This is a genomic window from Chloroflexus sp. MS-G, assembly GCF_000735195.1.
Taxonomy (GTDB): Bacteria; Chloroflexota; Chloroflexia; order Chloroflexales; family Chloroflexaceae; genus Chloroflexus.
On sequence record NZ_JPIM01000077.1, the window covers coordinates 1 to 22,781 of the forward strand.

19 protein-coding genes, 1 pseudogene and 1 riboswitch are annotated in these 22,781 nt (G+C 56.1%); of the genes and pseudogenes, 9 read left to right on the top strand and 11 right to left on the bottom strand.

Annotation, left to right across the window (positions count from 1 at the left end):
- The coding region (locus JE47_RS0113860; protein WP_160173290.1) for an RNA polymerase sigma factor at positions 1-375 on the top strand (375 nt) is incomplete at its 5' end.
- 376 nt (positions 376-751) lie between these two features.
- Here the strand turns inward: JE47_RS0113860 and JE47_RS22550 are convergent.
- Positions 752-1,114, bottom strand: a complete 363-nt coding sequence (locus JE47_RS22550; protein WP_442856920.1) for a winged helix-turn-helix domain-containing protein — start codon at positions 1,112-1,114, stop codon at positions 752-754.
- Positions 1,115-1,389: 275 nt separating this feature from the next.
- Here JE47_RS22550 and JE47_RS0113870 point away from each other — a divergent pair, with 275 nt between their 5' ends.
- From JE47_RS0113870 to JE47_RS0113895, 6 genes and pseudogenes are all read left to right on the top strand, one after another.
- Entirely contained in the window at positions 1,390-2,337 is a 948-nt protein-coding gene (locus JE47_RS0113870; RefSeq protein WP_031460335.1) for a Uma2 family endonuclease, read from the top strand.
- 350 nt (positions 2,338-2,687) lie between these two features.
- Positions 2,688-3,631, top strand: a pseudogene (locus JE47_RS20605) (Uma2 family endonuclease).
- 903 nt (positions 3,632-4,534) lie between these two features.
- A riboswitch (FMN riboswitch) is annotated at positions 4,535-4,659 on the top strand.
- Positions 4,660-4,811: 152 nt separating this feature from the next.
- Positions 4,812-5,615, top strand: a complete 804-nt coding sequence (locus tag JE47_RS0113880) for an ABC transporter permease (RefSeq protein WP_031460336.1) — start codon at positions 4,812-4,814, stop codon at positions 5,613-5,615.
- 44 nt (positions 5,616-5,659) lie between these two features.
- Positions 5,660-6,715, top strand: coding sequence for an ABC transporter substrate-binding protein (locus JE47_RS0113885; RefSeq protein WP_031460337.1), 1,056 nt, complete (start codon positions 5,660-5,662; stop codon positions 6,713-6,715).
- A gap of 386 nt (positions 6,716-7,101) precedes the next feature.
- Positions 7,102-7,884 (top strand): type II restriction endonuclease, encoded by a 783-nt coding sequence (locus tag JE47_RS0113890; protein ID WP_031460338.1) that lies wholly within the window; start codon positions 7,102-7,104, stop codon positions 7,882-7,884.
- A complete protein-coding gene (locus tag JE47_RS0113895; RefSeq protein WP_051871167.1) occupies positions 7,881-8,822 on the top strand; it encodes a DNA adenine methylase in 942 nt (313 codons plus the stop codon). The genes JE47_RS0113890 and JE47_RS0113895 overlap by 4 nt, the downstream gene beginning before the upstream one ends.
- 106 nt (positions 8,823-8,928) lie before the next feature.
- Here JE47_RS0113895 and recD2 read toward each other — a convergent pair whose 3' ends face one another.
- From recD2 to JE47_RS0113945, 10 genes are all read right to left on the bottom strand, one after another.
- Positions 8,929-11,106: an SF1B family DNA helicase RecD2 gene (gene recD2, locus JE47_RS0113900; RefSeq protein WP_031460340.1), complete on the bottom strand. Its 2,178-nt coding sequence runs from the start codon at positions 11,104-11,106 to the stop codon at positions 8,929-8,931.
- Positions 11,107-11,509: 403 nt separating this feature from the next.
- The gene (locus JE47_RS0113905; RefSeq protein WP_031460341.1) at positions 11,510-12,487 is read right to left on the bottom strand and encodes a 2-hydroxyacid dehydrogenase; all 978 of its coding nucleotides are present in this window, start codon (positions 12,485-12,487) and stop codon (positions 11,510-11,512) included.
- A 6-nt stretch (positions 12,488-12,493) separates the two neighbouring features.
- The gene (locus JE47_RS0113910) at positions 12,494-13,192 is read right to left on the bottom strand and encodes a LutC/YkgG family protein (RefSeq protein ID WP_031460342.1); all 699 of its coding nucleotides are present in this window, start codon (positions 13,190-13,192) and stop codon (positions 12,494-12,496) included.
- The gene (locus JE47_RS0113915; protein ID WP_031460343.1) at positions 13,189-13,653 is read right to left on the bottom strand and encodes a GNAT family N-acetyltransferase; all 465 of its coding nucleotides are present in this window, start codon (positions 13,651-13,653) and stop codon (positions 13,189-13,191) included. The genes JE47_RS0113910 and JE47_RS0113915 overlap by 4 nt, the downstream gene beginning before the upstream one ends.
- Positions 13,654-13,677: 24 nt before the next feature.
- On the bottom strand, positions 13,678-15,102 hold the full coding sequence (locus JE47_RS0113920; RefSeq protein WP_031460344.1) for a LutB/LldF family L-lactate oxidation iron-sulfur protein: 1,425 nt from the start codon (positions 15,100-15,102) through the stop codon (positions 13,678-13,680).
- A 70-nt stretch (positions 15,103-15,172) separates the two neighbouring features.
- A complete protein-coding gene (locus JE47_RS0113925) occupies positions 15,173-15,916 on the bottom strand; it encodes a (Fe-S)-binding protein (protein ID WP_031460345.1) in 744 nt (247 codons plus the stop codon).
- Between the two features lie 498 nt (positions 15,917-16,414).
- Positions 16,415-16,801 (bottom strand): LysM peptidoglycan-binding domain-containing protein, encoded by a 387-nt coding sequence (locus tag JE47_RS0113930; protein WP_031460346.1) that lies wholly within the window; start codon positions 16,799-16,801, stop codon positions 16,415-16,417.
- Between the two features lie 31 nt (positions 16,802-16,832).
- Complete coding sequence (locus tag JE47_RS0113935; protein ID WP_051871168.1) at positions 16,833-18,011, bottom strand: glycosyltransferase family 9 protein; 1,179 nt, start codon at positions 18,009-18,011, stop codon at positions 16,833-16,835.
- 47 nt (positions 18,012-18,058) lie between these two features.
- Positions 18,059-19,366 carry a CpXC domain-containing protein gene (locus JE47_RS0113940; protein WP_031460348.1) on the bottom strand — a complete coding sequence of 436 codons (1,308 nt, stop codon included), beginning with the start codon at positions 19,364-19,366 and terminating at the stop codon, positions 18,059-18,061.
- A 39-nt stretch (positions 19,367-19,405) separates the two neighbouring features.
- Positions 19,406-20,047: a class I SAM-dependent methyltransferase gene (locus JE47_RS0113945; RefSeq protein ID WP_031460349.1), complete on the bottom strand. Its 642-nt coding sequence runs from the start codon at positions 20,045-20,047 to the stop codon at positions 19,406-19,408.
- A 198-nt stretch (positions 20,048-20,245) separates the two neighbouring features.
- Between JE47_RS0113945 and JE47_RS0113950 the strand changes: the two genes are divergently transcribed.
- Entirely contained in the window at positions 20,246-21,214 is a 969-nt protein-coding gene (locus tag JE47_RS0113950; protein ID WP_031460350.1) for a quinone oxidoreductase family protein, read from the top strand.
- Between the two features lie 115 nt (positions 21,215-21,329).
- Positions 21,330-22,730 (top strand): aspartate kinase, encoded by a 1,401-nt coding sequence (locus JE47_RS0113955; RefSeq protein ID WP_031460351.1) that lies wholly within the window; start codon positions 21,330-21,332, stop codon positions 22,728-22,730.
- The last annotated feature ends 51 nt before the right edge of the window (positions 22,731-22,781 follow it).

The window sequence follows — 22,781 nt, forward strand, 5'->3', positions numbered from 1 at the left end:
GTGCCGCTCATTGCCTGGCTCTTCCGCCTCGCCCGCAACCTCGCTATCGATGTGCGGCGCCGCCGCGGGCGGACCATTCCATTCAGTGCGATGGTCGTGGCCGATTACAGCGCTGACGACGGCCAGACCCATCTCACCCTCTTGGCCGAGAGCCAGGCGCTGCGGATGGCGCTAGCGAGCCTGCCGCCGATCTACCGCCAGGTGCTGCTCTTGCGCTTTGAGTACCATCTTTCGTTGCCGGAGACCGCCCGCCAGCTCGGACGCACGCTGGGTGCCACCAAAGCCCTCCAGACACGCGCCATGCAGCTCCTCCGCGAACGGATGGGCAGCGATGACCGGCCCGACGAGCGTCTCCCGTCGCCACCGATGGCGTAGCGCCGGTTCGACATCTCCGGTCACAGCACGCGAGGGGTGGTGCGCGCACCGTCCCTCCGTGGATACCATCAGGTGTTGCCCGACAGCACCCGGCAAGATTGTGGATGTGAGCACGCGGCGAGTCACTCCCGATAGCAAGTGATGGGACTGTTCCGAGGTGCGTCCTGCCTCGGAGGGATACGCCTGGAACAGGGTACACCGTCGGATGTGGTAGGGGCGGGGGCTCGATCCGCCCCAACCACAAGCGGGGGCAGGCAGGCGCTGCACGACGCACGACACCGGGATGGTCAGCGGCATCATGCGTGAACGACGCCCATCCGTCGCTACATCGGCAGCCGGTGGCCGCGCAACCCGCCCTCGCGGCGCCCCGCACCCATCAGCACCCCTTGATAAGCACGGCCCGTTGCCGCTTCCGGCACATCTCCGGCGAGCCGTTGCTGGCAATCGGTGTCATCGTCAGCCGATAGCCAATCCCGCGCATCGTGTGCACATAGCGCGTCTGCTGCGGATCCGGCTCCCGTTTCCGGCGCAGATAGTGCATCCGGGCTTGCACCAGGCATCTGCGATCAGGGTCACGCCGATGGTACAAGTGGACCGCAAGATCGCGATACCGGCACACCATCCCGTTGTACCGTGCGAGAGACGACAGCAGCCGGGCTTCTAAGAGCCTATCCGGAATACCCTGTCGTAGAAGAAGATCGGTTGGGGCGCAGCGGCGCTGCGTCCGTCCATCGATCAGGTTTCATCCGCTGTACGGTGAGACGATTATTCGGAGCGGCGCTTCGTACCGCTCACACCGGTATGCTCCACACCCGCAATTGCCGCGTTTTTTCGTGTAACTTTTTGGCCGCTCAAACGCTTTCTTTATTGAGCACCGTTTTGAGCCCTAGGAAGACACGATGAATGGAAAACACCACCCGCTGCCCGTTGCGCTGCCGCCGTTGCCCCTGCATCCTGCCCAGCGCTGTGCTACAATACCGGCAGACCCACCTACCACACCAGGGAGGAATCGTGATGACCCATCCTACCGTCACCACACCGGCGCCGCCACCGGCCGACGACCCCTTCCGCTACGGCTGGCGCTACGTCCGTCGGCCTACCCCCGACGACCCCGACCACCTCGAACCGGTGCCGCTCACCCTCGAAGATGTGTTGCATCCCGAAGAGGGAGACTTCATCGTGCACAGTGACCGTCACGAAACCGACCGGATGTACCTCACCGCAGTGTTGCGCGCCCGGCTCGAAGCGCACGGGCGGGCCATCGTGCTGAGCGACGTGCGGGTGGCGTGGGACGTGCCCGACCTGCGGCCGCACGGGCCGGACGTGATGGTCATTCCGGGACTGCGCGAGCGGCGCGACTGGAGCACGTTTGACGTGGCGGAAGAGGGGGTGCGACCGGCGTTGATAATTGAAATCACCTCGCCGGAGACGCGGGAGAACGACGTGGTGTGGAAGGTGGCGCACTACGCACGGGCGGGGGTGGCGCAGTATGTGATTGTGGACAACATTGGACGGCGGGGGGAGCGGCAGCTCCGGTTACTCGATTACCGGCTGGTGGGGGATGGCTACCGGCTTCAGCCGCCCGATGCGCGGGGGTGGGTGTATCTGGAGGTTGCTGGGCTGTGGCTAGGGGTGGAGGGCGACCACGTGGTGTGCTACACCGACGACGGCACGGCGTTTGGCGACTACGCGACAGTGGTGCAGCAGGCGGCGGAAGCTGAGGCGCGAGCGCGAGCAGCGGAAGAACAGGCGCAGCGGGAAGCGGCCGCACGGGCCGAGGCGGAGGAACAAGCCCGACGGGAAGCGGCCGCACGGGCGGAGGCGGAGGAACAAGCCCGACGCGAAGCGGCAGCGCGGGCCGAGGCGGAGGAACAAGCCCGTCGGGAAGCCGCAGCGCGGACCGAGCTTGAAGCCCGTCTGCGTGAATTGGAAGCCAAGTTGCAGCGGTTACAGGGGACGTAGGCGCAAACACCGCAACCGATGCGACGACAACACGCGGAGGTGCCCAACGCAGGTACCCCTTCGCGTTGGTGTTGCACCCGTGTCTATCTGACCGCAGTGTCCATTCCCTCGCCACTGTCGGTATCTCCGCTACACTCTGTGCCTTCCTTCGCAATTGCCGTGTTTTTTCGTGTAACTTTTTGGCCGCTCAAACGGTTTCTTTATCGAGCACCGTTTTGAGCCCCAGGAAGATACGATGAATGGAAAACACCACCCGCTGCCCGTTGCGCTGCCGCCGTTGCCCCTGCACCCTGCCCAGCGCTGTGCTACAATACCGGCAGACCCACCTACCACAGCAAGGAGGAACTGCGATGACCCATCCTACCGTCACCACACCGGCGCCGCCACCGGCCGACGACCCCTTCCGCTACGGCTGGCGCTACGTCCGTCGCCCGACCCCCGACGACCCCGACCACCTCGAACCGGTGCCGCTCACCCTCGAAGATGTGTTGCATCCCGAAGAGGGAGACTTCATCGTGCACAGTGACCGCCACGAAACCGACCGGATGTACCTCACGGCGGTGCTGCGCGCCCGGCTCGAAGTGCACGGGCGGGCCATCGTGCTGAGCGACGTGCGGGTGGCGTGGGACGTGCCCGACCTGCGGCCGCACGGGCCGGACGTGATGGTCATTCCGGGACTGCGCGAGCGGCGCGACTGGAGCACGTTTGACGGGCGGAGGAGGGGGTGCGACCGGCGTTGATGATTGAAATCACCTCGCCGGAGACGCGGGAGAACGACGTGGTGTGGAAGGTGGCGCACTACGCACGGGCGGGGGTGGCGCAGTATGTGATTGTGGACAACATTGGACGGCGAGGAGAGCGACAGCTCCGGTTACTCGATTATCGGCTGGTAGGGGACACCTACCGGCTGCAACCGCCGGACGAGCGGGGGTGGGTGTATCTGGAACTGGCCGACCTGTGGGTGGGGGTAGAAGGCGACCACGTGGTGTGTTACACCGACGACGGCACGGCGTTTGGCGACTACGCGACGGTGGTGCAGCAGGCGGCGGAAGCTGAGGCGCGAGCCCGACGCGAAGCCGCAGCGCGGGCGGAGGCGGAAGCACGAGCGCGAGCAGCGGAAGAACAGGCCCGGCGCGAAGCGGCAGCGCGGGCCGAGGCGGAGGAACAAGCCCGACGCGAAGCCGCAGCGCGGGCGGAGGCGGAGGAACAGGCCCGACGCGAAGCCGCAGCGCGGGCCGCGCTTGAAGCCCGTCTGCGTGAGCTAGAGGCCGAGTTGCGGCGGTTGCGTGGATGAGCGGAATGATCAGCGATACGTACAGCAGCGCTCCCCCTATCGCGATGGACGATAGGGGGGCAACATATCCAATCCTCGGTCACCTTACGATACTGAGGATGCGGGCCAGAGGCCCGCGCACCCTGGCAAAGGGGCAACATATCTAATCCTCGGTCGCCTTACGCTACACTGACGAAGGTCTGTGTGTGCGCTGCTTCATCCAGTTCTCGAAGTGTTCCGAACCCGAGCACGTTGAAAAGCTGTCGAGACCGTACATCTTTCACATCAGAAGTCTGCGTCTGAGCATGCGGCATCTTTCCTGGCCGACGATTACCAATGGTAAGCGTGAGGTTGTCTGCCATGACGTTTGCAGGCGCTTATGCGCAAGGTATCAGAGCATCTGCCCGATATACGCGCATCAAGCATGATCACTCAGAGCCTGATCAAAAACCCGGATTTCTTATTGGGAACGTATCGTACTCGCGCAATCATTGCGTGAGGGACTGCCAACATGCTTTCGCGCCAGCCACCCCACGTTCACCCTTCTTCGCCTTTTACGGGAGAGGAAGGAGGCCAGAGAGAAAGTGAGGGCCGCCAGTTGTCCATCACCGTTCCCCGTACCATGCTGGCGATGCTATGGTCGCGCCTTAGTAACAGCCCAGGTGTTTGATGAGGCACTGAGGTGCTCGCCACTTCAGCCGACACCCCTGCTGAGCGCCTGATCAAGACCACGAGTTTCTGATCAGGATCTGAGAGGGGGTGCAACGTTTCCAACCCATCTAACTGCGGTCAAGAGAGAAAGAGTCGTTGAGGGATGCCGACTATACACTGGACAAGCGGGCTGGGGGCATGCCCCCAGGAAACTCTTCTGTCTTCATCCTTCTTGACACTACACTCCCGGTAATGTTATCATCACGAATGAAAAACGATCTTCGGGGCAGGGTGAAATTCCCGATCGGTGGTATAGCCCACGAGCGTGTTGAGAGGCACGCATGATCCGGTGCAACTCCGGGGCCGACGGTTACAGTCCGGATGTAAAGAAGATCCAGATATGGCGAGCGAGGGCAACGGCGCACTGCATGCCTTGGCCTTGTCTGCATTAGCGGCAGCACAATCATCTGTCGCAATTCCGTATCTGTCCCCCGAAGAGCGTTCGCTCGGCGGGGTTTTTTCATTGCCCGCCGCGAAAGGAGTTGTTGAGATGCAACAAACACTACCAATGCCAACCGTATCGCCGCGGGCGAAGATCTTTCGGCACTTCGAGCGGCCTGCTCTTGGCCTGCCGGTAACACTCATGATTCTGCTGCTACTCTGGCAAGCTGGCGTAACGTTTAGTGGCTATCCGGCCTTTATTCTTCCTTCCCCAACCCTGGTTGCCGGACGCTTCTGGCAGGCGCTGAGTAGTGGGATACTCTGGCAACATACCTCGGCGACCTTGAGCGCTGCCCTTGGCGGGTTTGCGCTGGCACTCATCATCGCCGTCGTACTCGGCTACACACTGGCGCATATACGCTGGCTCGAACAGGCTCTGGCACCGGTATTGGCCGCCAGTCAGGCAATTCCGGTGGTGGCGGTGGCACCGCTGATCATCCTCTGGTTCGGTACCGGTATGACCTCTAAAGTACTGGTCGCTGCTCTGATCACCTTCCTGCCGATCCTGATCAGTACTATTGTGGCGATCCGCAGTATTCCACGCGAACTGATTGAAATGGCCTATATCAGCGGCGCTCATCGCTGGCAATTATTACGCTACGTCGAAGTGCCACTGGCGCTACCCGTGCTCTTCGGCGGTATACGAACCGGTCTGTCGCTGGCAACCACTGGCGCTGTCGTTGGGGAATTCGTCGCCGGACGGGTCGGTCTGGGGGCGCTGATCAATATTGCCCGCGGGCTGTTTGACACACCGCTGATTTTTGTTGCGTTGATCACACTGGCTCTGATTACATTGATACTCTACATTCTGGCAGGTTTACTAGAACGACTATTGGTTCGTTGGGAAGCATAGGAATCGATCTCTTTTTGATGCTGTTTTTAGGGAGGAATATTTTTATGAAAGGACGGTTCTTTTTATTCTTCGCAATACTCTCAATGATGTTAAGTTCTTGCGGAACATCCACTCCGACAACAGCGCCAACAACGGCCCCAACTGCGGCATCTGCACCGCAGGCACAACCAACGCTGCGCCGTGTTACACTGGCGATGTCGTACATTCCCAATGTACAATTCGCGCCTTATTATGTGGCAGCCGCTAAAGGATACTACGCTGCGGAAGGTATTGAAGTCACCTTTGACTACAACTTCGAGAACGATGTGTCGCAACGGGCAGCAACATGGCCGGCAAGCGGGGTTGAATTTGCCACCACCAGCGGCACCTCTGTTTTGCTGGCACGTCAGCAGGGATTACCGATTAAAACGGTGATGTCCCTCTACCAGCGGTTCCCGATTGCCTTCTTTGCCAAAGCCAACGTGCCTTTGCAGAGCGTCAACGATCTGCGCGGTCAGACCATTGGTATTCCGGGTCGGTTTGGCGAGAGTTTCTACGCCTTGCTTGCCGCTCTATACGCCGGGAAAATGACAGAGGCAGACGTGGTGGTGCAAGAGATCGGTTTTACGCAGACGGCTGCGATCATGGAAGATAAAGTACCGATAGCGACCGGCTATGCGATGAACGAGCCGGTACAATTGCGCGAGCAGGGCATAGCCGTAAACGTCTTACTGGCCGCCGATGTCTTCAATCTGCCCGCCAACGGTATTGCCGTCAGCGAGGCTTTGATTCAGCAAGAACCCGAGCTGGTGCGCGGCTTCGTGCGGGCCAGTCTGCGCGGATTAGCCGATACCCTGGCAAATCCTGATGAAGCCTTTGAACTGAGTCTACAGTTCGTTCCTGAAGCACAGCTTGGCAATCCCGACCTCCAACGCAAGGTGCTGATCGAGAGTCTACCGTTCTGGCAGAATGAAATGACATCCCAATATGGCTTAGGCTACACCGATGGGCAACTTTGGGCGCGCACCGAAGAATTTATGCGCGCTGCGGGTCTCCTGTCGGCACCGGTTGATGTGCATAAGGCGTTTACGAATGAGTTTGTGCCCGGCGGATCGTACTGATCCGAGCAAAGAAGTGACACTTAGAGAGGCGCCCTGTTCGTGCGCCTCTTTCGTTTATGAACGAAGAACTTGCCGAGAATGGTGCAGAAGTGGTACATTATGGTGTACATGTCTGGAGAAAACAGCGTCTCCAAACGAACTTCTCTGCTTTACGTTAAATAAACGCGGGGCAACTGATATTGTTCCCGGTAAACCGCCATCCGTACCTGAAAGAATGGTGCTCTGAGATGGCTTTAGGCAACCTTCTGGCCGGTGGGATTTTGGGATGAGCAACGGACAGCAGAAAGACCTAGCCGTGCTGGTCGCAGATTTGGATATGGAACACGCTATACGCGAATTGTTAGCCCAACCCATTCATCGAACATCCAAAGTAATCCAATGAAGAAATGGATAAAGAACAGTTTTTGGCCATCCTGCAAACTGAGGTCGCGACATTCAATTCGGCAGTCTCTACATCGAACGGCGATTGGATTATTAAGGGATTCATTGACATATATAAAAACATCTACACTATTTCGGTGGATACAAAAGTTATCTCAAAAATTATGGAACTTTTGTTGTTTCCCGAACTTGCCCGATTTGCTGAAAAGTACGGCTTGAAAATGATATTGTCAGAACAACAGAACTTTTATCCAGACATGAGCTTTGTTGATAACGAAGATCATCGTTTTGCACTCGACTTGAAGAGTACCTATAGAATTGATAGTGATCGCGTGAATGGTATGACACTTGGTACCTTTACTGGGTATTTCCGAGAAAGGAACAGTACAAAAAACATCACCTTTCCTTACGGTTCTTACAGTGGCCATTTTGTTCTTGGGGTCATTTATTCAAAGACAGATGGCTTGATTGACGAACGTAGAAGATATAATTTTGATGAACTTGAACGTATCACATCTGTCATCAGAGACTTTCAATTCTTTGCTCAGGAGAAGTATCGCATTGCGTCTGACCGCCCTGGTAGTGGAAACACCAAGAATATTGGCTCAGTAACAGAGATTGATAAGCTTGTGCGCGGCTCGGGTCCGTTTGCGTCACTAGGGGAACATGTTTTCGATGATTACTGGATGTATTATTTAACCAAAGATATGGCTAGAGCGGTGGAACTCAAGCGGCCTCCTTACACTAACCTCCGCAGTTATCTAAAATACAAAGGATTAGCCAAGTGATTGTTCAAGGCTTGCCACGGGCTACAAAATATGTAATCGTCCCCCCGATCAAATGTCAGGGGATTAAGACTAGGCTTGTTCAATTTATTTTGAGTAATATTTCTTGGCATGGAAAAGGCCGATGGATCGAGCCATTTTTGGGATCAGGTGTAGTTTTGTTTAATGTTCAGCCAGAACGTGCCTTAGTAAATGACATTAATCCTCATATTATCAGACTGTACCAGATGATTTACAATGGGAGCTTATCTTCTGAAGAAGTGAGGGCATACTTGACGGCAGAAGGTAAAAAACTGTTATTAGAGGGAGAGGATTATTATTATCTGGTCAGAGAGCGTTTCAACAAAACTGGCAACCCTTTGGATTTTATTTTTCTCAATAGATCATGTTTCAATGGAGTTATGCGCTTTAACAGCAAAGGTGAATTCAATGTCCCGTTTTGCCGTAAGTCAGATCGTTTTCGTCAGGCATACGTAACCAAGATAGTCAATCAAATTTCCAAAATACAGAAAATCATGCGGGGTAAGGATTGGGAATTCCGCATTGGAGATTGGCGAGAATGTCTCGAGAATGTAACAGCAGATGATTTTGTTTATCTTGACCCGCCATATATAGGCAGACATACAGATTACTATCAGCAATGGACAGAAAATGATGCGGCAGAATTGGCCAAGATTGCTCAAAAATTACCTTGTGGTTTTGCATTATCTATGTGGAAAGAAAACAAGTATCGCCTGAATGAACATCTTGGTCGTTACTGGGATGGATTGGTGGAACGAACGTTTACACATTTTTATCACGTAGGCTCAACGGAAAATCTTAGAAACGCAATGGAAGAAGCATTGTTGATAAAACCCGGTTACGAAACACTACCTGTCGAAACCACAATATCAGCTAAACCAATCCAACTGGTACTTACCTTGCACGAACAAGCAGACTAACACGTACCTGCCCTGACGCCGCTCGGCTGCATTGTTGAAGCGCAAGCCGTTAGGACGTTCTCACGCGCCGGGAATACTTACCTTTCTCGTCATGTTTGAGTAGCACTCACCCCCGCCCAAGCCGCACGCTCAACCCGGTGTAGCGTCGTTCAACTTCTGTCGTGGCAACCGCTGTCGCAACCGCTCGCCGATCCCCGACAATCACGACTAACTGACGAGCACGGGTGACTGCCGTGTAGAGCAGATTGCGCTGCAATAATGGCTGATGGGCAAGCAGGAGCGGAATAACAACGACCGGGTATTCGCTCCCCTGGCTTTTGTGAACACTGAGCGCATACGCAAGGGCAAGGTCATCAAGATCGAGACCACTGTAGCGTATCGTGCGGCCATCCTCGAAGCGCACGACAACGGTCTGTTCTTCTGCCTTAATCGCAATAACTTCACCAACATCGCCGTTGTACACATCACGGTCATAATCGTTACGCTGCTGGATCACTCGATCACCTACTCGAAAAGTAGTCCCGCCGCTGTGGTATTCGGCAACCCCAGGACGCGGCGGATTGAGGGCTGCTTGCAAGGCTGCATTGAGCGCAGCAACCCCGGCCACTCCTTTGTGCGTGGGACTGAGAACCTGAATATCACGGCGCGGATCGACTCCGAACCGGCGCGGAATGCGCTCGACAACCAGCTCTACGGTTAGAGCTGCACAACGTTCCGGCGTATCAGCAGCAAAAAAGTAGAAGTCGTCGTGTGCTCCCCATTCAGGCATCTGACCGTCGTTGATCCGGCGGGCATTGGCAGCAATTCCACTACCGGCAGCCTGGCGAAAGATCGCATCAAGATGCACCCGTGGCACGACACCACTCTCGATCAGATCGCCAAGGACGCGACCAGGGCCGACACTCGGCAGTTGATCGGCATCACCGACAATCACTAAGTGCGCACCGCCAGGCAGGGCTTTCAGAAGCTGATTCGCCAGCACAATATCGAGCATACTCGCTTCATCAATCACCAACAGGTCGCAGTCGAGCGGGTTATCGGCGTTGCGCCGGAATTCGCCGTCAGGGCCGTATTCGAGCAAGCGATGAATTGTGCGCGCTTCGATACCGGTCGCTTCACTCAACCGCCGAGCGGCCCGTCCGGTGGGAGCGGCCAGCAGTGGACGATAGCCACGAGCACGCAAGAGCATAACCAGGGCGCGCAGGCTGGTGGTTTTTCCGGTGCCCGGCCCACCGGTGAGTAACATCACCGACGTTGTCAGCGCAGTACGCACCGCAGTGCGCTGCTGTGCACTCAGGTTCATACCGTGTCGCTTTGCCAGGTGGGCAAAGACAAGCTCCCAGCGACTAGGTACATAGTGGTCGGCCATGGATGAATATTGCTGGAGAAGGCGGCGAATAGCATTCGCCACTCCAATCTCGGCAAAGGCGAGCGGCGGCAGATAGATCGGGTATTGATCGGGATCGGCAGCCGTGACAACCGGATCACGCCAGAGCTGATGATGTGCCAACATCTGGGTAAAGACATCAGATACCGCAGCTTTCGTCACCGAAAGGAGACCGGACGCACGTTCAATCAGCTTGACCATCGGTAGATAACAGTGACCATCATTCGAGGCCTGACCTAGAGCATACCGCAAACCAGCAGCAATCCGGCGTGGATCATCGCGGGTAATGCCAAGACCGGTTGCAATGGCATCGGCAGTACGAAAGCCCACTCCATCCACTTCATCAGCCAATCGATACGGCTCCTGCTGCACCACCCGTAAGGCGTCATCACCGTAATGCCGGTAGATACGCACCGCAACTCCGGTTGGCAGGCCAAGGTCTTGCAGGAGCAGCATCACATCCTTAATGCGCTGCTGTGCTCGCCAGGCTTCGGCAATCAACGCTGCCTTCTTGCGACCCAGCCCTGGCACCTCGCAGAGTCGCTCAGGTTCACGATCTAGTACATCGAGTGTGTATTTCCCAAACGTTTCGGTAATCCGCTTCGCAGTAGCCGGCCCAACACCTTTAATCAAGCCACTGCCTAAGTAGCGGCGAATGCCGTCAATCGTCGCCGGTAGACGGGTGCGATACCGCTGCACGCGAAACTGACGACCATGGGTCGGATGATCACACCATTCCCCTTCGAGAATGAGTTGCTCACCCGGTTGTACACCGATCAGATTCCCAACAATCGTAACGGTATGACGCTTGCCGGTGGGTCGTAGTTGGGCCACGGTGTAGCCGTTGCTTTCACTCTGGAAGGTAATCCGTTCGAGGATGCCATCAAGTTCGTGCATATCGAGTTAAGCCGTTTTGGGTTACTTCAGTCGGTGATCAATCCGGCATGACAATTATAGTCACTCTGCACATACAAAGAGAAGGTATGCGGCGTAAACGGTCAGGACGAGTTCCCAACCCGCCTATAGCAAGACCATGGTCCAAAATACCGGCCCGTTCTTGCAAGCGATGGCGTGCTGATGCGGCGCGAGAGGACGTAACCGGAACCACCCCAAGATGCTGGACAGAGAACGGGGGAAGGGAAGAAGACAAGCGTGCACTGACTTCCGCGCAGTTCCTGGAATGCGCGGCTGAAACCCATCGGTTGGCGCATCAGTACCCTATCGGGTAGATTGACCCTTCCTGTCGGTAAGATTGTCACGACGATGTATCTTTGCCCGCCATAGCTTTCAAACACCGCAATCACTTAAGGGGGACAATGTGTGGTGTCGGTTGGCCGTGCAACACCGCCACCAGATTTTCAGCAGCCAGGGTCGCCATCCGCAGGCGGGTGGTGAAGGTCGCACTCCCAATGTGCGGTGTAAGCACAACGTTGGGCAGCGTCAGCAGCGGATGATCAGGGCTGATCGGTTCACGCTCGAAGACATCGAGACCGGCAGCCCATGGCCGACCGGCGCGCAAAGCGGCAACCAGGTCATCTTCGCGCACCAGTGGCCCGCGGGCAACATTGACGAACACACTGGTTGGCTTCATACGGGCAAATTGCGCTGCGCCAAACATCCCCCGCGTCGCTTCGGTCAGCGGTGCGGTGACCACCACAACATCGCTTTCGCTTAGCAAATCGTCGAGTGAGCGGTAGGTAGCACCCAGTTCAGCTTCGACGTGCGGATCAGGACGGCGATTGTGGTACAACAAGCGCATTGCAAAGCCTTGCCCACGGCGGAGAACCGCCCGACCGATCCGGCCCGCTCCGACCACGCCTAACGTTCGCCCGTAAATGTCTTGCCCAACCATCTGCATCGGGTACCACGGCCCCCAGCCCCCCTGTTCAATGAGCTTGTGACCTTCGACAACGCGGCGGGCAGCCGCCAGCATGAGCGCCCAGGCCAGATCGGCAGTTGTCTCGGTGAGGACATCTGGCGTATTGGTTAAGGTGATCCCACGCGCTGCCAGTGCTGCCCGGTCGATGTTGTCGTAGCCTACTGCCATGATGGATACAGCGCGTAAAGAGGGGGCGGCAGCGATTACGTCACGATCAATCCGGTCGGTAATCAGGCAGAGCAGCCCCTCTGCCTCAGCGACCCCACGTAGCAATTCTGCGCGAGGAATCGGGACTTCAATCTGATCCCACAACGTCACTATGCAGTGTTCATGCAAGATAGCCAGCGCCGGATCGGGCAACCGGCGGGTAACGAACACTCGTGGTTTTACCGCATTCATACGCTATCAACCTTCAGCCACCAGAATGACGTGAAGCTGGGGCGGCCCGTGGATGCCCAGCGAGAGGGTCATTTCAATATCAGCCGTGCGCGATGGGCCGGTAATGAAGGTGAGATTGCTGGTGGGACCAAAAATCTCTTCACCATAACGTTTGAGCAGGATGGTCAGTGCTTCCCCAAGACCACGCACCAACTGACGTTCAAAGACAATCGCGATGTGACACGGCGACAGGAGAGAAGCAAGCCGCGGACGACCGGGGCCATGGCGCAACAGCAGTGTACCGCTCTCGGCAATCGCCAGCTCAACCCCCGACAAACAGATCGGGATCGGTTCCAATTCTTGCAAGCGGGCTTGTCGCGCCTCACCGCGAATATCGGCGATAGCAGGAGTTACGCCATGGGCAGCCAGTAACGCCGCCAGGCCGGGTAATTCAATCTGGTCAACATCCCAGCCGATAACCTGCCTGGCTTGCGTCTCGATTATCAGTTGCTCGATTATTGCCAGCGCCTCTTCAGCAGTTGCAACACGGTAGGCTTTTCCTTCAAGTTTTTGCACCTCGGCCACAAATTGCCCGGCCAAATCATCCTGGGCCGGTAACACAAACGGCGGTGGTTCGTGGGTGACACGCGCAGCTTCAGCCAACAACTGTGGCCGGTTCGCGTTCAGGCTGATTTGAATAGCGGCTAATATCTGATCACGGCTCATCCCTGCTCTCCTATTGGTCGCTCGTAAAACAGTGAAAGTGGATCGTCGGGGTAGTTCCCAAACGGCCCGATGCGGTAGAACCCAGCCCGTTCGTAACAGCGAAGAGCAGCAGGTTGCAGAATACCCGTTTCGAGCCGCAACAGTCGGCACTGATGTGCAGCCGCGTAAGCGATCAGGTGTTCGATCAAACGCTGGGCCAGCCCCATACCTCGAAACATCGGACGTATGTACATCCGCTTCACTTCACCGTAATCAGCGTAGAACTGTACACCACCGCATCCAACTGCTTCACCGTTCACCCGTACAACGAAAAAATCAACCTTCTCGCGTATCAACTGCTCGATACTGTAGCCATGTTGGCTGGTCGGTGGATAGAGTGGCGCCAGCTCAGCATCTAATTCGGCAATCAACGCTTGTGCATCAGCGGTGTCCGGTCGCTCGGCGTGGATTGAAATCTGCATACCGTTCATAGACTTCAGACAACATCACACTTCATTCTGGTGTCGTCGTTTCTGATGCTCAGCCCACAATTCCCGAAACGTCTTTGGTGGTGGCGCCGGGAAATCACGCTGCTTCGTCCAGAGGTGTAACGGTGGTGGTAAGCGGCGAAAGCGACCTTTGCGGGCCAGGATGCGGCTGAACAGCCGCGCTGCCTTCCCACTCGCCCGGTAGATCGCCGGATGGGTCATTGTCAAGGTATAACCACGAATAGCCGCCTTTTCGAGCGGATGCGCTTTCCCAGCCTGTACTGCGTCGGCCCGGTGCCGCAAGAGCATGTCGGGAATTGCAATGCGCACCGGACAAACTTCCTGACAGGCGCCACAGAGTGAGCTAGCCTGTGGCAGCAGATAAGCATCAGGCAGATCAGGCTGCAATAACGGGGTGAGAATGGCACCGATTGGTCCAGAGTAGACACCACCATAAGCATGACCACCGATCGCCTGATAAACCGGGCAGGCATTGAGGCACGCACCACAGCGGATACAGAGCAGCGCCTCGGCGTACTGACCGCCTAACATTCGCGAACGACCATTATCGAGGAGCACGAGGTGAAACTCTTCGGGACCATCGGCTTCACCGGGACGAGCGGGACCGCTGATCAGGCTGGTATAAACGCTCATTTTCTGACCGGTTGCCGAACGCGCCAGCACCTGCAACATCACGCCTAGATCGGCGAGACGGGCTACAATTCGCTCAATGCCCATAATCGCAACATGGATGCGTGGCACTGTCGTAGAAAGACGGGCATTGCCCTCATTTTCCACAATCACGATTGCACCGCTATCGGCCACCCCAAAATTAACTCCACTGATCCCCATATCGGCGCGTAGAAAGCGCTGTCGTAACGCACGCCGGGCCGTGCGGATCATTGGCGGCACCTCAGTCGTTGGCGGCATTCCCAAATGCTGCTCGAACAGAGCACTCACCTGTTCGCGAGTTTTGTGGATGGCGGGAGCAATAATGTGCGACGGCGTTTCACCTGCTAGCTGGATAATGTACTCACCCAAATCGGTCTCGACGACTTCAAACCCAGCGTGCTCCAGGGCTTCATTCAGATGAATCTCTTCAGAAGCCATCGACTTCGACTTCACAATACTACGCACCCCGCGCGCACGGGCGAGTTCGATAATATAACGGCGCGCTTCCTCTCCATCGCTGGCCCAACAAACATGACCACCACGTGCCTCGACATTGGCGGCTAATTGTGGCAACAGCTCATCAAGATGTGCTAACGCATAGGCACGGATCGCCCGCGCCTGATCGCGCAAGCGGTCGGCCTCACACAATGCCCCGATAGCACTGGCCCGATTACCAATAAAGCGTGTCGTTGCTCTGTTCAACGCAGTTTGCAACGAAGTATCGTGGAGGGCTTGGTCAACCCGATCATAAAACGCGATAGTTTGCGTCATAGGATGTACTTTTTTCCAGGCACGGTAACGGAAACAGGATCGTTGGCATAATCACCGCCCGGTTATTCCCTCACCGTGCATCAACCATATTTGCTAATACTTCAGCCAGATGCCGGGCGCGGATAGCACTTTGACGACGGCTAAGCCCACCGGCAATCTGCGTCATACAGGAAACATCACCGGTTACCAATAGGTCTGCCTTTGTCGACTCAATCGCTTCCAATTTACGTTCGAGCATTGCTGTCGAGATGCTGGCCTGCTTGATCGCAAACAGACCGCCAAACCCACAACACTGATCGCAGCCGGGAAGTGGCACTACTTCGGCGCCTGCCACGTGGTTTAGCAACATGCGGGCCTGTTTGCCCAAACCTAGAAAGCGCAGCCCGTGGCAGGCATCGTGATAGGTGATTCGACCGCTAAAGTGAGCGCCGACATCGGTCACCCCTATAACGTCAACCAGATATTCGCTCCATTCGTAGGTGCGATGTGCCAGTTCTTCGGCAGCAGCGGCAAACGGTGTATGGGCAAATAGCTCGTGATAGAGATGACGAATCATTGCTGCACAAGAGCCTGAAGGCAATACAACATCACCCTTTCCACGCAGTACTTCCAGTGTGCGGCCGGCGATTATGTAGGCGTCATCACGAAAACCGGCGTTAAAGGCCATCTGACCACAACACAACAGGTCATCAGGCACATCAACGTTCACACCCTGTTGTTCAAGCAGGCAAGCCGCAGCCATCCCAACCGTTGGGTAGAGCTGATCAACAATACAAGTCGAAAAAAAAGTAATGCGACGGCTGCCAGTAGTCACGGTCTCATCTCCTCTGGGGCTGAAAGTGTATTCAATTAGCATTATAACTCAAGTTGCCGCACCCCCTGCAGTGCGCAGAGCAGAACAGAATGCGTCGGTAACCACTCTCCCTCTGGAATGTATCAGGGAATGGTGGCATGTGTCACTGCACAGTCGGGACAGGTTTTTCGAGCCACTGCCCGGTAACTGTATGGCGTGTCACGCACAATACTTATGCGCTCAAGACAATCACTGAACCACGCAGTCACGTGGGTGCACGCCTGGCAGCCGTCGTTTGTCGTATCAAAGCGACTCTCAAGTTATCTTCTGTTACCACGAGGGGTTAAGAGGGAGGTGAGCGATGTCGGTCATGCTCCGCAGGGTGGACGCAGCAGTACAACGCTCCGACAAGGCGTACAGCGGGAAAGGTACGGTGTTGAACCACGTCTTTCCTTCCAGCGTGCGAAAAGGATAGAAGGGAGGAGGAACGGCAATTCCTTCGTGTCAACTCGTACAGCCTTATGGTGTTGGCGTAAGACTTGGCCGTGGTGTTGTGAGCAGGGATGGAATGACCAGCGTTTGGCCGACTTGAAGAACATTTGGATCGGTAAGATTATTCGCAGCTACAAGCTCATCAACGGTTACCCCAAAACGTTCGGCAATCGCACTGAGTGTATCACCAGCCTGCACAACATAGAGGGCTGTAATCACAGGAGTCGAACGTGACGCACTAGCGTATGCGGTCGCCGTGGCATCAATATCGATAGTGGGTGCGGGAGTAATGTCGAGAATAGCCGGAAAGGTCGGACGGTTGTGCCGAGGCGGATCGGGTAGACAAGCGGACAATCCCATGCTACTTGCGCCGATTATGAGAAACACGACACAGAGCCAGAGCTTATACCGCACGGTTGCCACCTCATCGCCGCCACAACGTTGATTACGACAAAGTATTGTAGCAATCTGTCTGACCGGAGTCAATGGTGGGTGTCGGCCTACGCACCAAGAGTTCCTCAGCATTACTCAAGACCCAGGCGGGATCGATGGCAGCCATACATTCAGGTGGATTAGTCGCCCGTGGGCAAGTGGCAAAAACGCCGCACGGACTACAGGGAAGACCCGCGCTCAACACGCGCTGGCGCTGGGGATCACCCCACGGCCCGAAGCGGAGGGGATCACTGGGACCGAAGAGATGGAGGGTAGGAACGCCCTGGCTCACAGCAATGTGTAACGGGCCACTGTCTACCCCGATAACCAGGTTTGCCCGCCCCAACAGAGCTGCCAGCCGGTCAATGGTCAGTTCCTGGCTAAGCGCAAGTAGACCGGGTGGCGCAGCAGCAACGATCGCTGCCAGTTTCTCAGCTTCGTTCGGACTACCGGTGAGGAGAATGCGGCGTCCTGGTCGATTCAGGCCGTGAATAAGAGTAATCCAGTGGCTATGCAGCCAGTGTTTGGTGAAACCGCCAGTACCCGGATGAATGATGATCAGGTGTTCATCGGGTTTGAGCTGCTGTTGGATCCAGACAGTCGCCCACTCTTGTGCGGCGTGCGTTGGCGTGTAGCGCAATGGTCCCGAAACAGCAGGAACACCAGTAAGAGCGGCAACAATCTCCAGCGCCTGGTGGGTAACGTGTTGGCGAGGACGGTACGGGAGTACTGTGCTCAGGAACGGTGTGCAGAGCGGATGCGCAAAACCAATACGCTGCGGAATACCGGCCAAGAGCGCAAGTGCTGCTCCCCACCAGTGATCATCACGCAGGATCAGCGCAGCATCGTAAGACTGTGCGCGAAGCCGATAGGCGGTGCGGAGCAAAAGCAGGTACGGCGCAAGAAGCATCGGCTTAGGACCAGACCGATCAAATCCCGGAAATGGCAACGTCTCCAGCTCATCGATTTCAGCAAGATTCTGCCACATCGTAGCCGCCCACGGCCCGACCAGCGCAGTAATACGGGCCGCAGGAAGTGCCCTGCGCAGCGCATGCAATGCCGGCGTTGCCAGCAGGAGATCGCCGAGATGATCGGGCTTGATCAGCAAGACTTTTCGGGGAGGATACACCGCTGAGCGACGCACGAATGGCCGCGCAACCATCGCCAACCAGCGGAGCACAACGTATCGCATAGGCAGGTTAAAAGCCAGAGGGTTTGCTTCACCCTCTAGCTTTGAAATTAGAACAAGAGTGCACTAGCCTCACGGGCAAGCTGACGGAGCCGTTCTGCATCAGCCTGATTGGCCCGCTTCTCCTCTTCTGCGGCACGTTCATTAAGCCGACGAGCCAGCTCTGGCGTAATTCGTGTCATATTTTTGCGTAGCAAGCGCGTTGCCTCAACGGTCGTCTCTTGGGCCAGGAGTTCGTTAATAAAGCGATCTTCAGGCGACAGTCGTGAGTTGATGATGTCTTGGGCAGCGTCGGCCAATGCTTCAAGTTGCTTGACCAGATCGTCACTGCCAGCGTGCCGGGCAGCGGCGATGCTCGCCGAAATGACGGTTAGTAATCCTTCATCAACTTCAACAGCCCGTTCTCGTAGGGCAGCAACCGGATCGGGCGTCGCCAGGACAGCATCGATCAGAGCGCTTCCCCGTTCAAACATCTCCTGGGCAGCGCGATCAATCGCTTCGACTAACTCTAGAATGCGGGAGCGACGCTCGGTGAGCTTTTGGGCAGTCGTGTTGTCACCGGCGGCCGAAGCTGCCTCAATCTGTTCGGTCCACAACTGGAAGAAACCATAATCGATCAACGGACGCAACTCTTGCACAACGGCAGGTAACTCTTCGTCACTAACCGAACGCAGACGTTCAATAGCAGCGTTCAGTTCTTCAGCGGCTGCCTGGGCCGTTATTCGCGCCGTATATGCAAGCAATTTTTCCCGTACCCGTACCAACATCGTACGCATCTGCGCCTGAGCATCATTGGTCGCGTTAATGAACGCATCAAGGGTCGCAAAGAATTCCGGCGTCAGTTCCGCCGAGTAACGTTGCAGCGCGGCTGTAAATTGTTCGTCCTGATCAACTGTGTTCACCAGTTCGGTGAGGATTTCGACATACCGATTCTGCCGTCGCAAATCTTCCGCCGAAACCCCATCGGCCTCGTAAATTGCTTCGATGAGCGATTGCAAGCTCAGAAAACGACGTGGGGCAAGCAAATAGCCACGTGGCGCATCGTTAGGCAATGCACGGAGTAAAAATGCCGACGCATCACCGATGAAACGATCAATCTCCTGCGGTTGACTATTGAGTTCTTGCGGAACATAGACCAAAAAGAGCTGTTTCCCGGCATCGTGGTAAATGAGCGGAGCGCTGAGCATGCTCGCCATTCCACAGCGTGGACAAACAGCAATATTGAGTTGACCGGTAAGCAGGGCTGCTTTCAATTCAGGCTGCTCACCACCATCTACCAACGTATAAATGGCCGTGCGGAAACGAGTCCCACAGGATGGACAACTCAGTTGAACCGGTTGTGGCGGTGCCGAAGGCATTGGTTTTCTCCAGTGTCAAATCTCTTCACTAGTCGCTGATTATACCACTCGTCGCCCAACTACGGCGTAGAGGGGATCACTGAGCCAGTGGTGAGGCGAACGATCAAGACACCGGATTTCGGTAAAGCCACCGGCCAATTCAAAATAACAGCGTACTAGTTCGAGATGCTGACGGTCGTTAGTCGCCAGCCAAATCCGTACTGCTTTACTGGGAAAGCAGCGATTGGAAAAAGTTACAATGAAAGGACCACCTGGCTTGAGAATACGTGCCACTTCGGCAAACACCTCTACCGGGCGCGTCATATATTGCACAGAGACGGTACAGACCACTCCATCAAATGTAGCATCGGCAAAGGGTAATTGTGGATTGGCATTGAGGTCGTGAATAACATACTCGTGAAGCTGTGGATTGAGCCGCATCTCCTCTTCATTCAGGCCAAGTCCAACGACCCGCGTTAGCGGAATGTCGGTCGGCAGATGGCTAACATAACTGCTCATCAGATCGAGAATACAGCCACCTTGCAGTAATTCTTCACGAATAAGTTGAGTAACGGCCTGACAGGCCAGTTTGTCAATGTGCGCTGTTAAGCGGGGATACAGGTAGAAGAGCCGATCATCGCTCTCATCGTACCGTTCAAAGTACTCGGGTGGAAAACCACTCTGCCGCACTACCGTCCTCATCTCATAATGTTGATACCGATGTGCATCGTACCGCGCAACATCAGTAATCTTTGTTCGATCACAAAAATGATCATCCGCTTTCACCCCGGCGGTATGAAAGGAGTTGCATCGGGTTACACCAAAAGCATGGCGCTATGTTATAGTATAGGTCGGTTTTCGATCTAAGCGCAAGGGCGAGCTTGCAGCGAGGGTACAATCATGCGGGCTATCCAGATTCATCAGACCGGTGGTCCTGAGCAGTTGCAGGTGGTTGATGTGCCCATCCCTGAACCCGCACCGGGACAGGTACGGATAAAGGTTGCGGCTGCCGGGGTTAATTTTATTGACATTTACCATCGTACCGGTCTCTATCCACAACCGCTACCATTTACGCTGGGCTTAGAGGTAGCCGGTACGGTTGATGCCGTGGGTGAAGGGGTTACCGAGTGGGCAATTGGCGATCGCGTTGGCTGCACGACGGCTATCGGTGGGTATGCCGAATATGCACTGGCGGCTGCCGATAAGCTGGTACGGGTGCCCGATAACGTCGATCTGGAAACGGCAGCAGCAGTACTCTTACAGGGTATGACGGCGCACTATCTGACCTTAAGCACCTTTCCCTTGAAAGCGGGTGATACGTGCTTAGTACATGCAGCGGCTGGCGGTGTCGGTCTTTTACTGATTCAGATTGCCAAACGCCTGGGGGCGCGCGTCATTGGCACTGTCTCTAGCGATGAAAAAGCTGCGCTGGCACGAGCAGCCGGTGCCGATGAAGTTGTGATCTACACCCGTGAGTCGTTTGTTGAGCGGATACGTGCTTTCACCAATGGTCGTGGAGTCGATGTCGTCTACGACTCGGTTGGCGCAAGTACCCTCGAAGGTAGTCTCGACAGCCTCCGGCCACGGGGAATGTTTGTGACCTTCGGGAATGCCAGTGGCCCATTGCCGCCCATCTCACCATTGATGTTGAGCAGCAAGGGATCGCTCTTCATGACGCGACCAACGCTGTTTCACTACATCGCTACGCCTGAAGAGTTGCGCTGGCGCGCCAACGATTTGTTCACCTGGATTGGCGCCGGTGAATTACAGGTACGGATTTACCGCCGCTATCCCTTGCACGAAGCGGCTGAGGCCCAGATCGCGCTTGCCAGTCGCGCAACGACCGGCAAGCTGCTTCTGATCCCGTAACTTACGGAACGTTGGAAACATCAACAGATTTCAGATGGTATCTACGTCGCGGAGATGCGCAAATCGGCGCGCTGCGACGTTTTTTGTATCATTGTCATGGAGAGGAGTCATTGCAATGCGGTTGGTGATGAAGTTCGGCGGCACCTCGGTTGGCAGTGCCGATGCCATTCGACGTGTGACCGAAATTGTTGGTTCGTATGCCCGTGATCATGAAGTGGTCGTGGTGGTTTCAGCAATGAACGCGCCTGATCTGCGTACCACCGATACCCTGATTGCGGCAGCAAAGGCGGCTGCTGCCGGTAACGGCGATGCAACGGCACAGATTGCACCACGTCTGCTCGATCTCCATATGCGTACCGCAGCAGAAGTAGCTTCACCGGCGGAATGTGCTGCGCTTGAACCACAGATTCAGGCGATGCTCGATTATATGAGCAACCTCTCGCGTAGCATTGCCGTCTTGGGAGAATTGACACCACGTGCTCTCGATCTGTTTAGCGGGCTTGGTGAGCGGCTCAATGCCCGCTTGATCGCTGCCGCCTTCCGCAGCGCCGGCATTGATGCTGAAGCAATTGACGCAACCGAATTAATTGTAACTGATGAACGTTACGGGAATGCCTCACCTATCGAACCCGACACTCGCGAGCGGTGCCGTGCCCGACTGTTACCCATGCTGGCAGCCAAACGAATACCGGTAGTCACCGGTTTTATCGGTGCTACACGGGCTGGTGTACCAACCACGCTTGGGCGGGGCGGTTCAGACTACACCTGTGCCATTCTCGGCGCCGATCTCGATGCCGATGAAGTGTGGTTCTGGAAAGAAGTTGATGGTGTACTCTCGGCCAATCCCAAAGTCGTGCCCGAAGCACGAACGCTACCCCGGCTCTCGTATGCCGAGATGGGTGAGATGGCTTACTACGGCGCTAATGTGCTGCACCCCAAGACGGTACAACCGCTGGTTCACCGGCGCATTCCGATCCGGATTCGCAACACTTTTAATCCGAGCCATCCCGGCACACTGATCGATGCCGAAGGCGATGGCGAAAGTGTACGAGCAATTACTGCAATTAAGGGGCTGAGTCTAATTACAGTTGGCGGGCCGGGAATGCTGGGCCTTACCGGCGTGGCCGCACGCATCTTTGGCGCCGTTGCCAGAGTGGGAGCGAACATTCTGCTCATTTCACAGGCGAGTAGTGAACAGAGTGTCTGCTTCGCGATACCGGGTGAAGAAGCCGAGCGAGTTGTGCGGGAGTTGCGCTGCGAACTCGACCGCGAATTCGCCGCCCACGATGTTGAGCATATCGGCATTATCGCACCGGTTGTCATCGTAGCAGTGGTAGGCTCCGGAATGCGCGGAACACCGGGCATTGCCGGTCAGGTGTTTGGAGCGCTGGGGAAAGCAGGTGTGAACGTGATCGCAATTGCCCAGGGTAGTACCGAAAATAACATCTCACTGGTCGTTGCCGAACCCGACGCCGATACTGCTGTCCGGGCGATACACGCGGCATTTGTGAAATAAGATGACCCTAAGCTTGAGTAGGGGTGGGTTTAGAACCTGCCCCTGCTAGTG

What these genes read in the sequence shown, in the direction of transcription:
- recD2 (WP_031460340.1), bottom strand. Translation starts at nt 11,106, where the DNA reads ATGCACGAACTTGATGGCATCCTCGAACGGATTACCTTCCAGAGTGAA.
- JE47_RS0113945 (WP_031460349.1), bottom strand. Translation starts at nt 20,047, where the DNA reads ATGAGGACGGTAGTGCGGCAGAGTGGTTTTCCACCCGAGTACTTTGAA.
- JE47_RS0113915 (WP_031460343.1), bottom strand. Translation starts at nt 13,653, where the DNA reads ATGCAGATTTCAATCCACGCCGAGCGACCGGACACCGCTGATGCACAA.
- JE47_RS0113905 (WP_031460341.1), bottom strand. Translation starts at nt 12,487, where the DNA reads ATGAATGCGGTAAAACCACGAGTGTTCGTTACCCGCCGGTTGCCCGAT.
- JE47_RS0113910 (WP_031460342.1), bottom strand. Translation starts at nt 13,192, where the DNA reads ATGAGCCGTGATCAGATATTAGCCGCTATTCAAATCAGCCTGAACGCG.
- JE47_RS0113950 (WP_031460350.1), top strand. Translation starts at nt 20,246, where the DNA reads ATGCGGGCTATCCAGATTCATCAGACCGGTGGTCCTGAGCAGTTGCAG.
- JE47_RS0113880 (WP_031460336.1), top strand. Translation starts at nt 4,812, where the DNA reads ATGCAACAAACACTACCAATGCCAACCGTATCGCCGCGGGCGAAGATC.
- JE47_RS0113890 (WP_031460338.1), top strand. Translation starts at nt 7,102, where the DNA reads ATGGATAAAGAACAGTTTTTGGCCATCCTGCAAACTGAGGTCGCGACA.
- JE47_RS0113935 (WP_051871168.1), bottom strand. Translation starts at nt 18,011, where the DNA reads ATGCGATACGTTGTGCTCCGCTGGTTGGCGATGGTTGCGCGGCCATTC.
- JE47_RS0113885 (WP_031460337.1), top strand. Translation starts at nt 5,660, where the DNA reads ATGAAAGGACGGTTCTTTTTATTCTTCGCAATACTCTCAATGATGTTA.
- JE47_RS0113870 (WP_031460335.1), top strand. Translation starts at nt 1,390, where the DNA reads ATGACCCATCCTACCGTCACCACACCGGCGCCGCCACCGGCCGACGAC.
- JE47_RS0113920 (WP_031460344.1), bottom strand. Translation starts at nt 15,102, where the DNA reads ATGACGCAAACTATCGCGTTTTATGATCGGGTTGACCAAGCCCTCCAC.
- JE47_RS0113940 (WP_031460348.1), bottom strand. Translation starts at nt 19,366, where the DNA reads ATGCCTTCGGCACCGCCACAACCGGTTCAACTGAGTTGTCCATCCTGT.
- JE47_RS0113955 (WP_031460351.1), top strand. Translation starts at nt 21,330, where the DNA reads ATGCGGTTGGTGATGAAGTTCGGCGGCACCTCGGTTGGCAGTGCCGAT.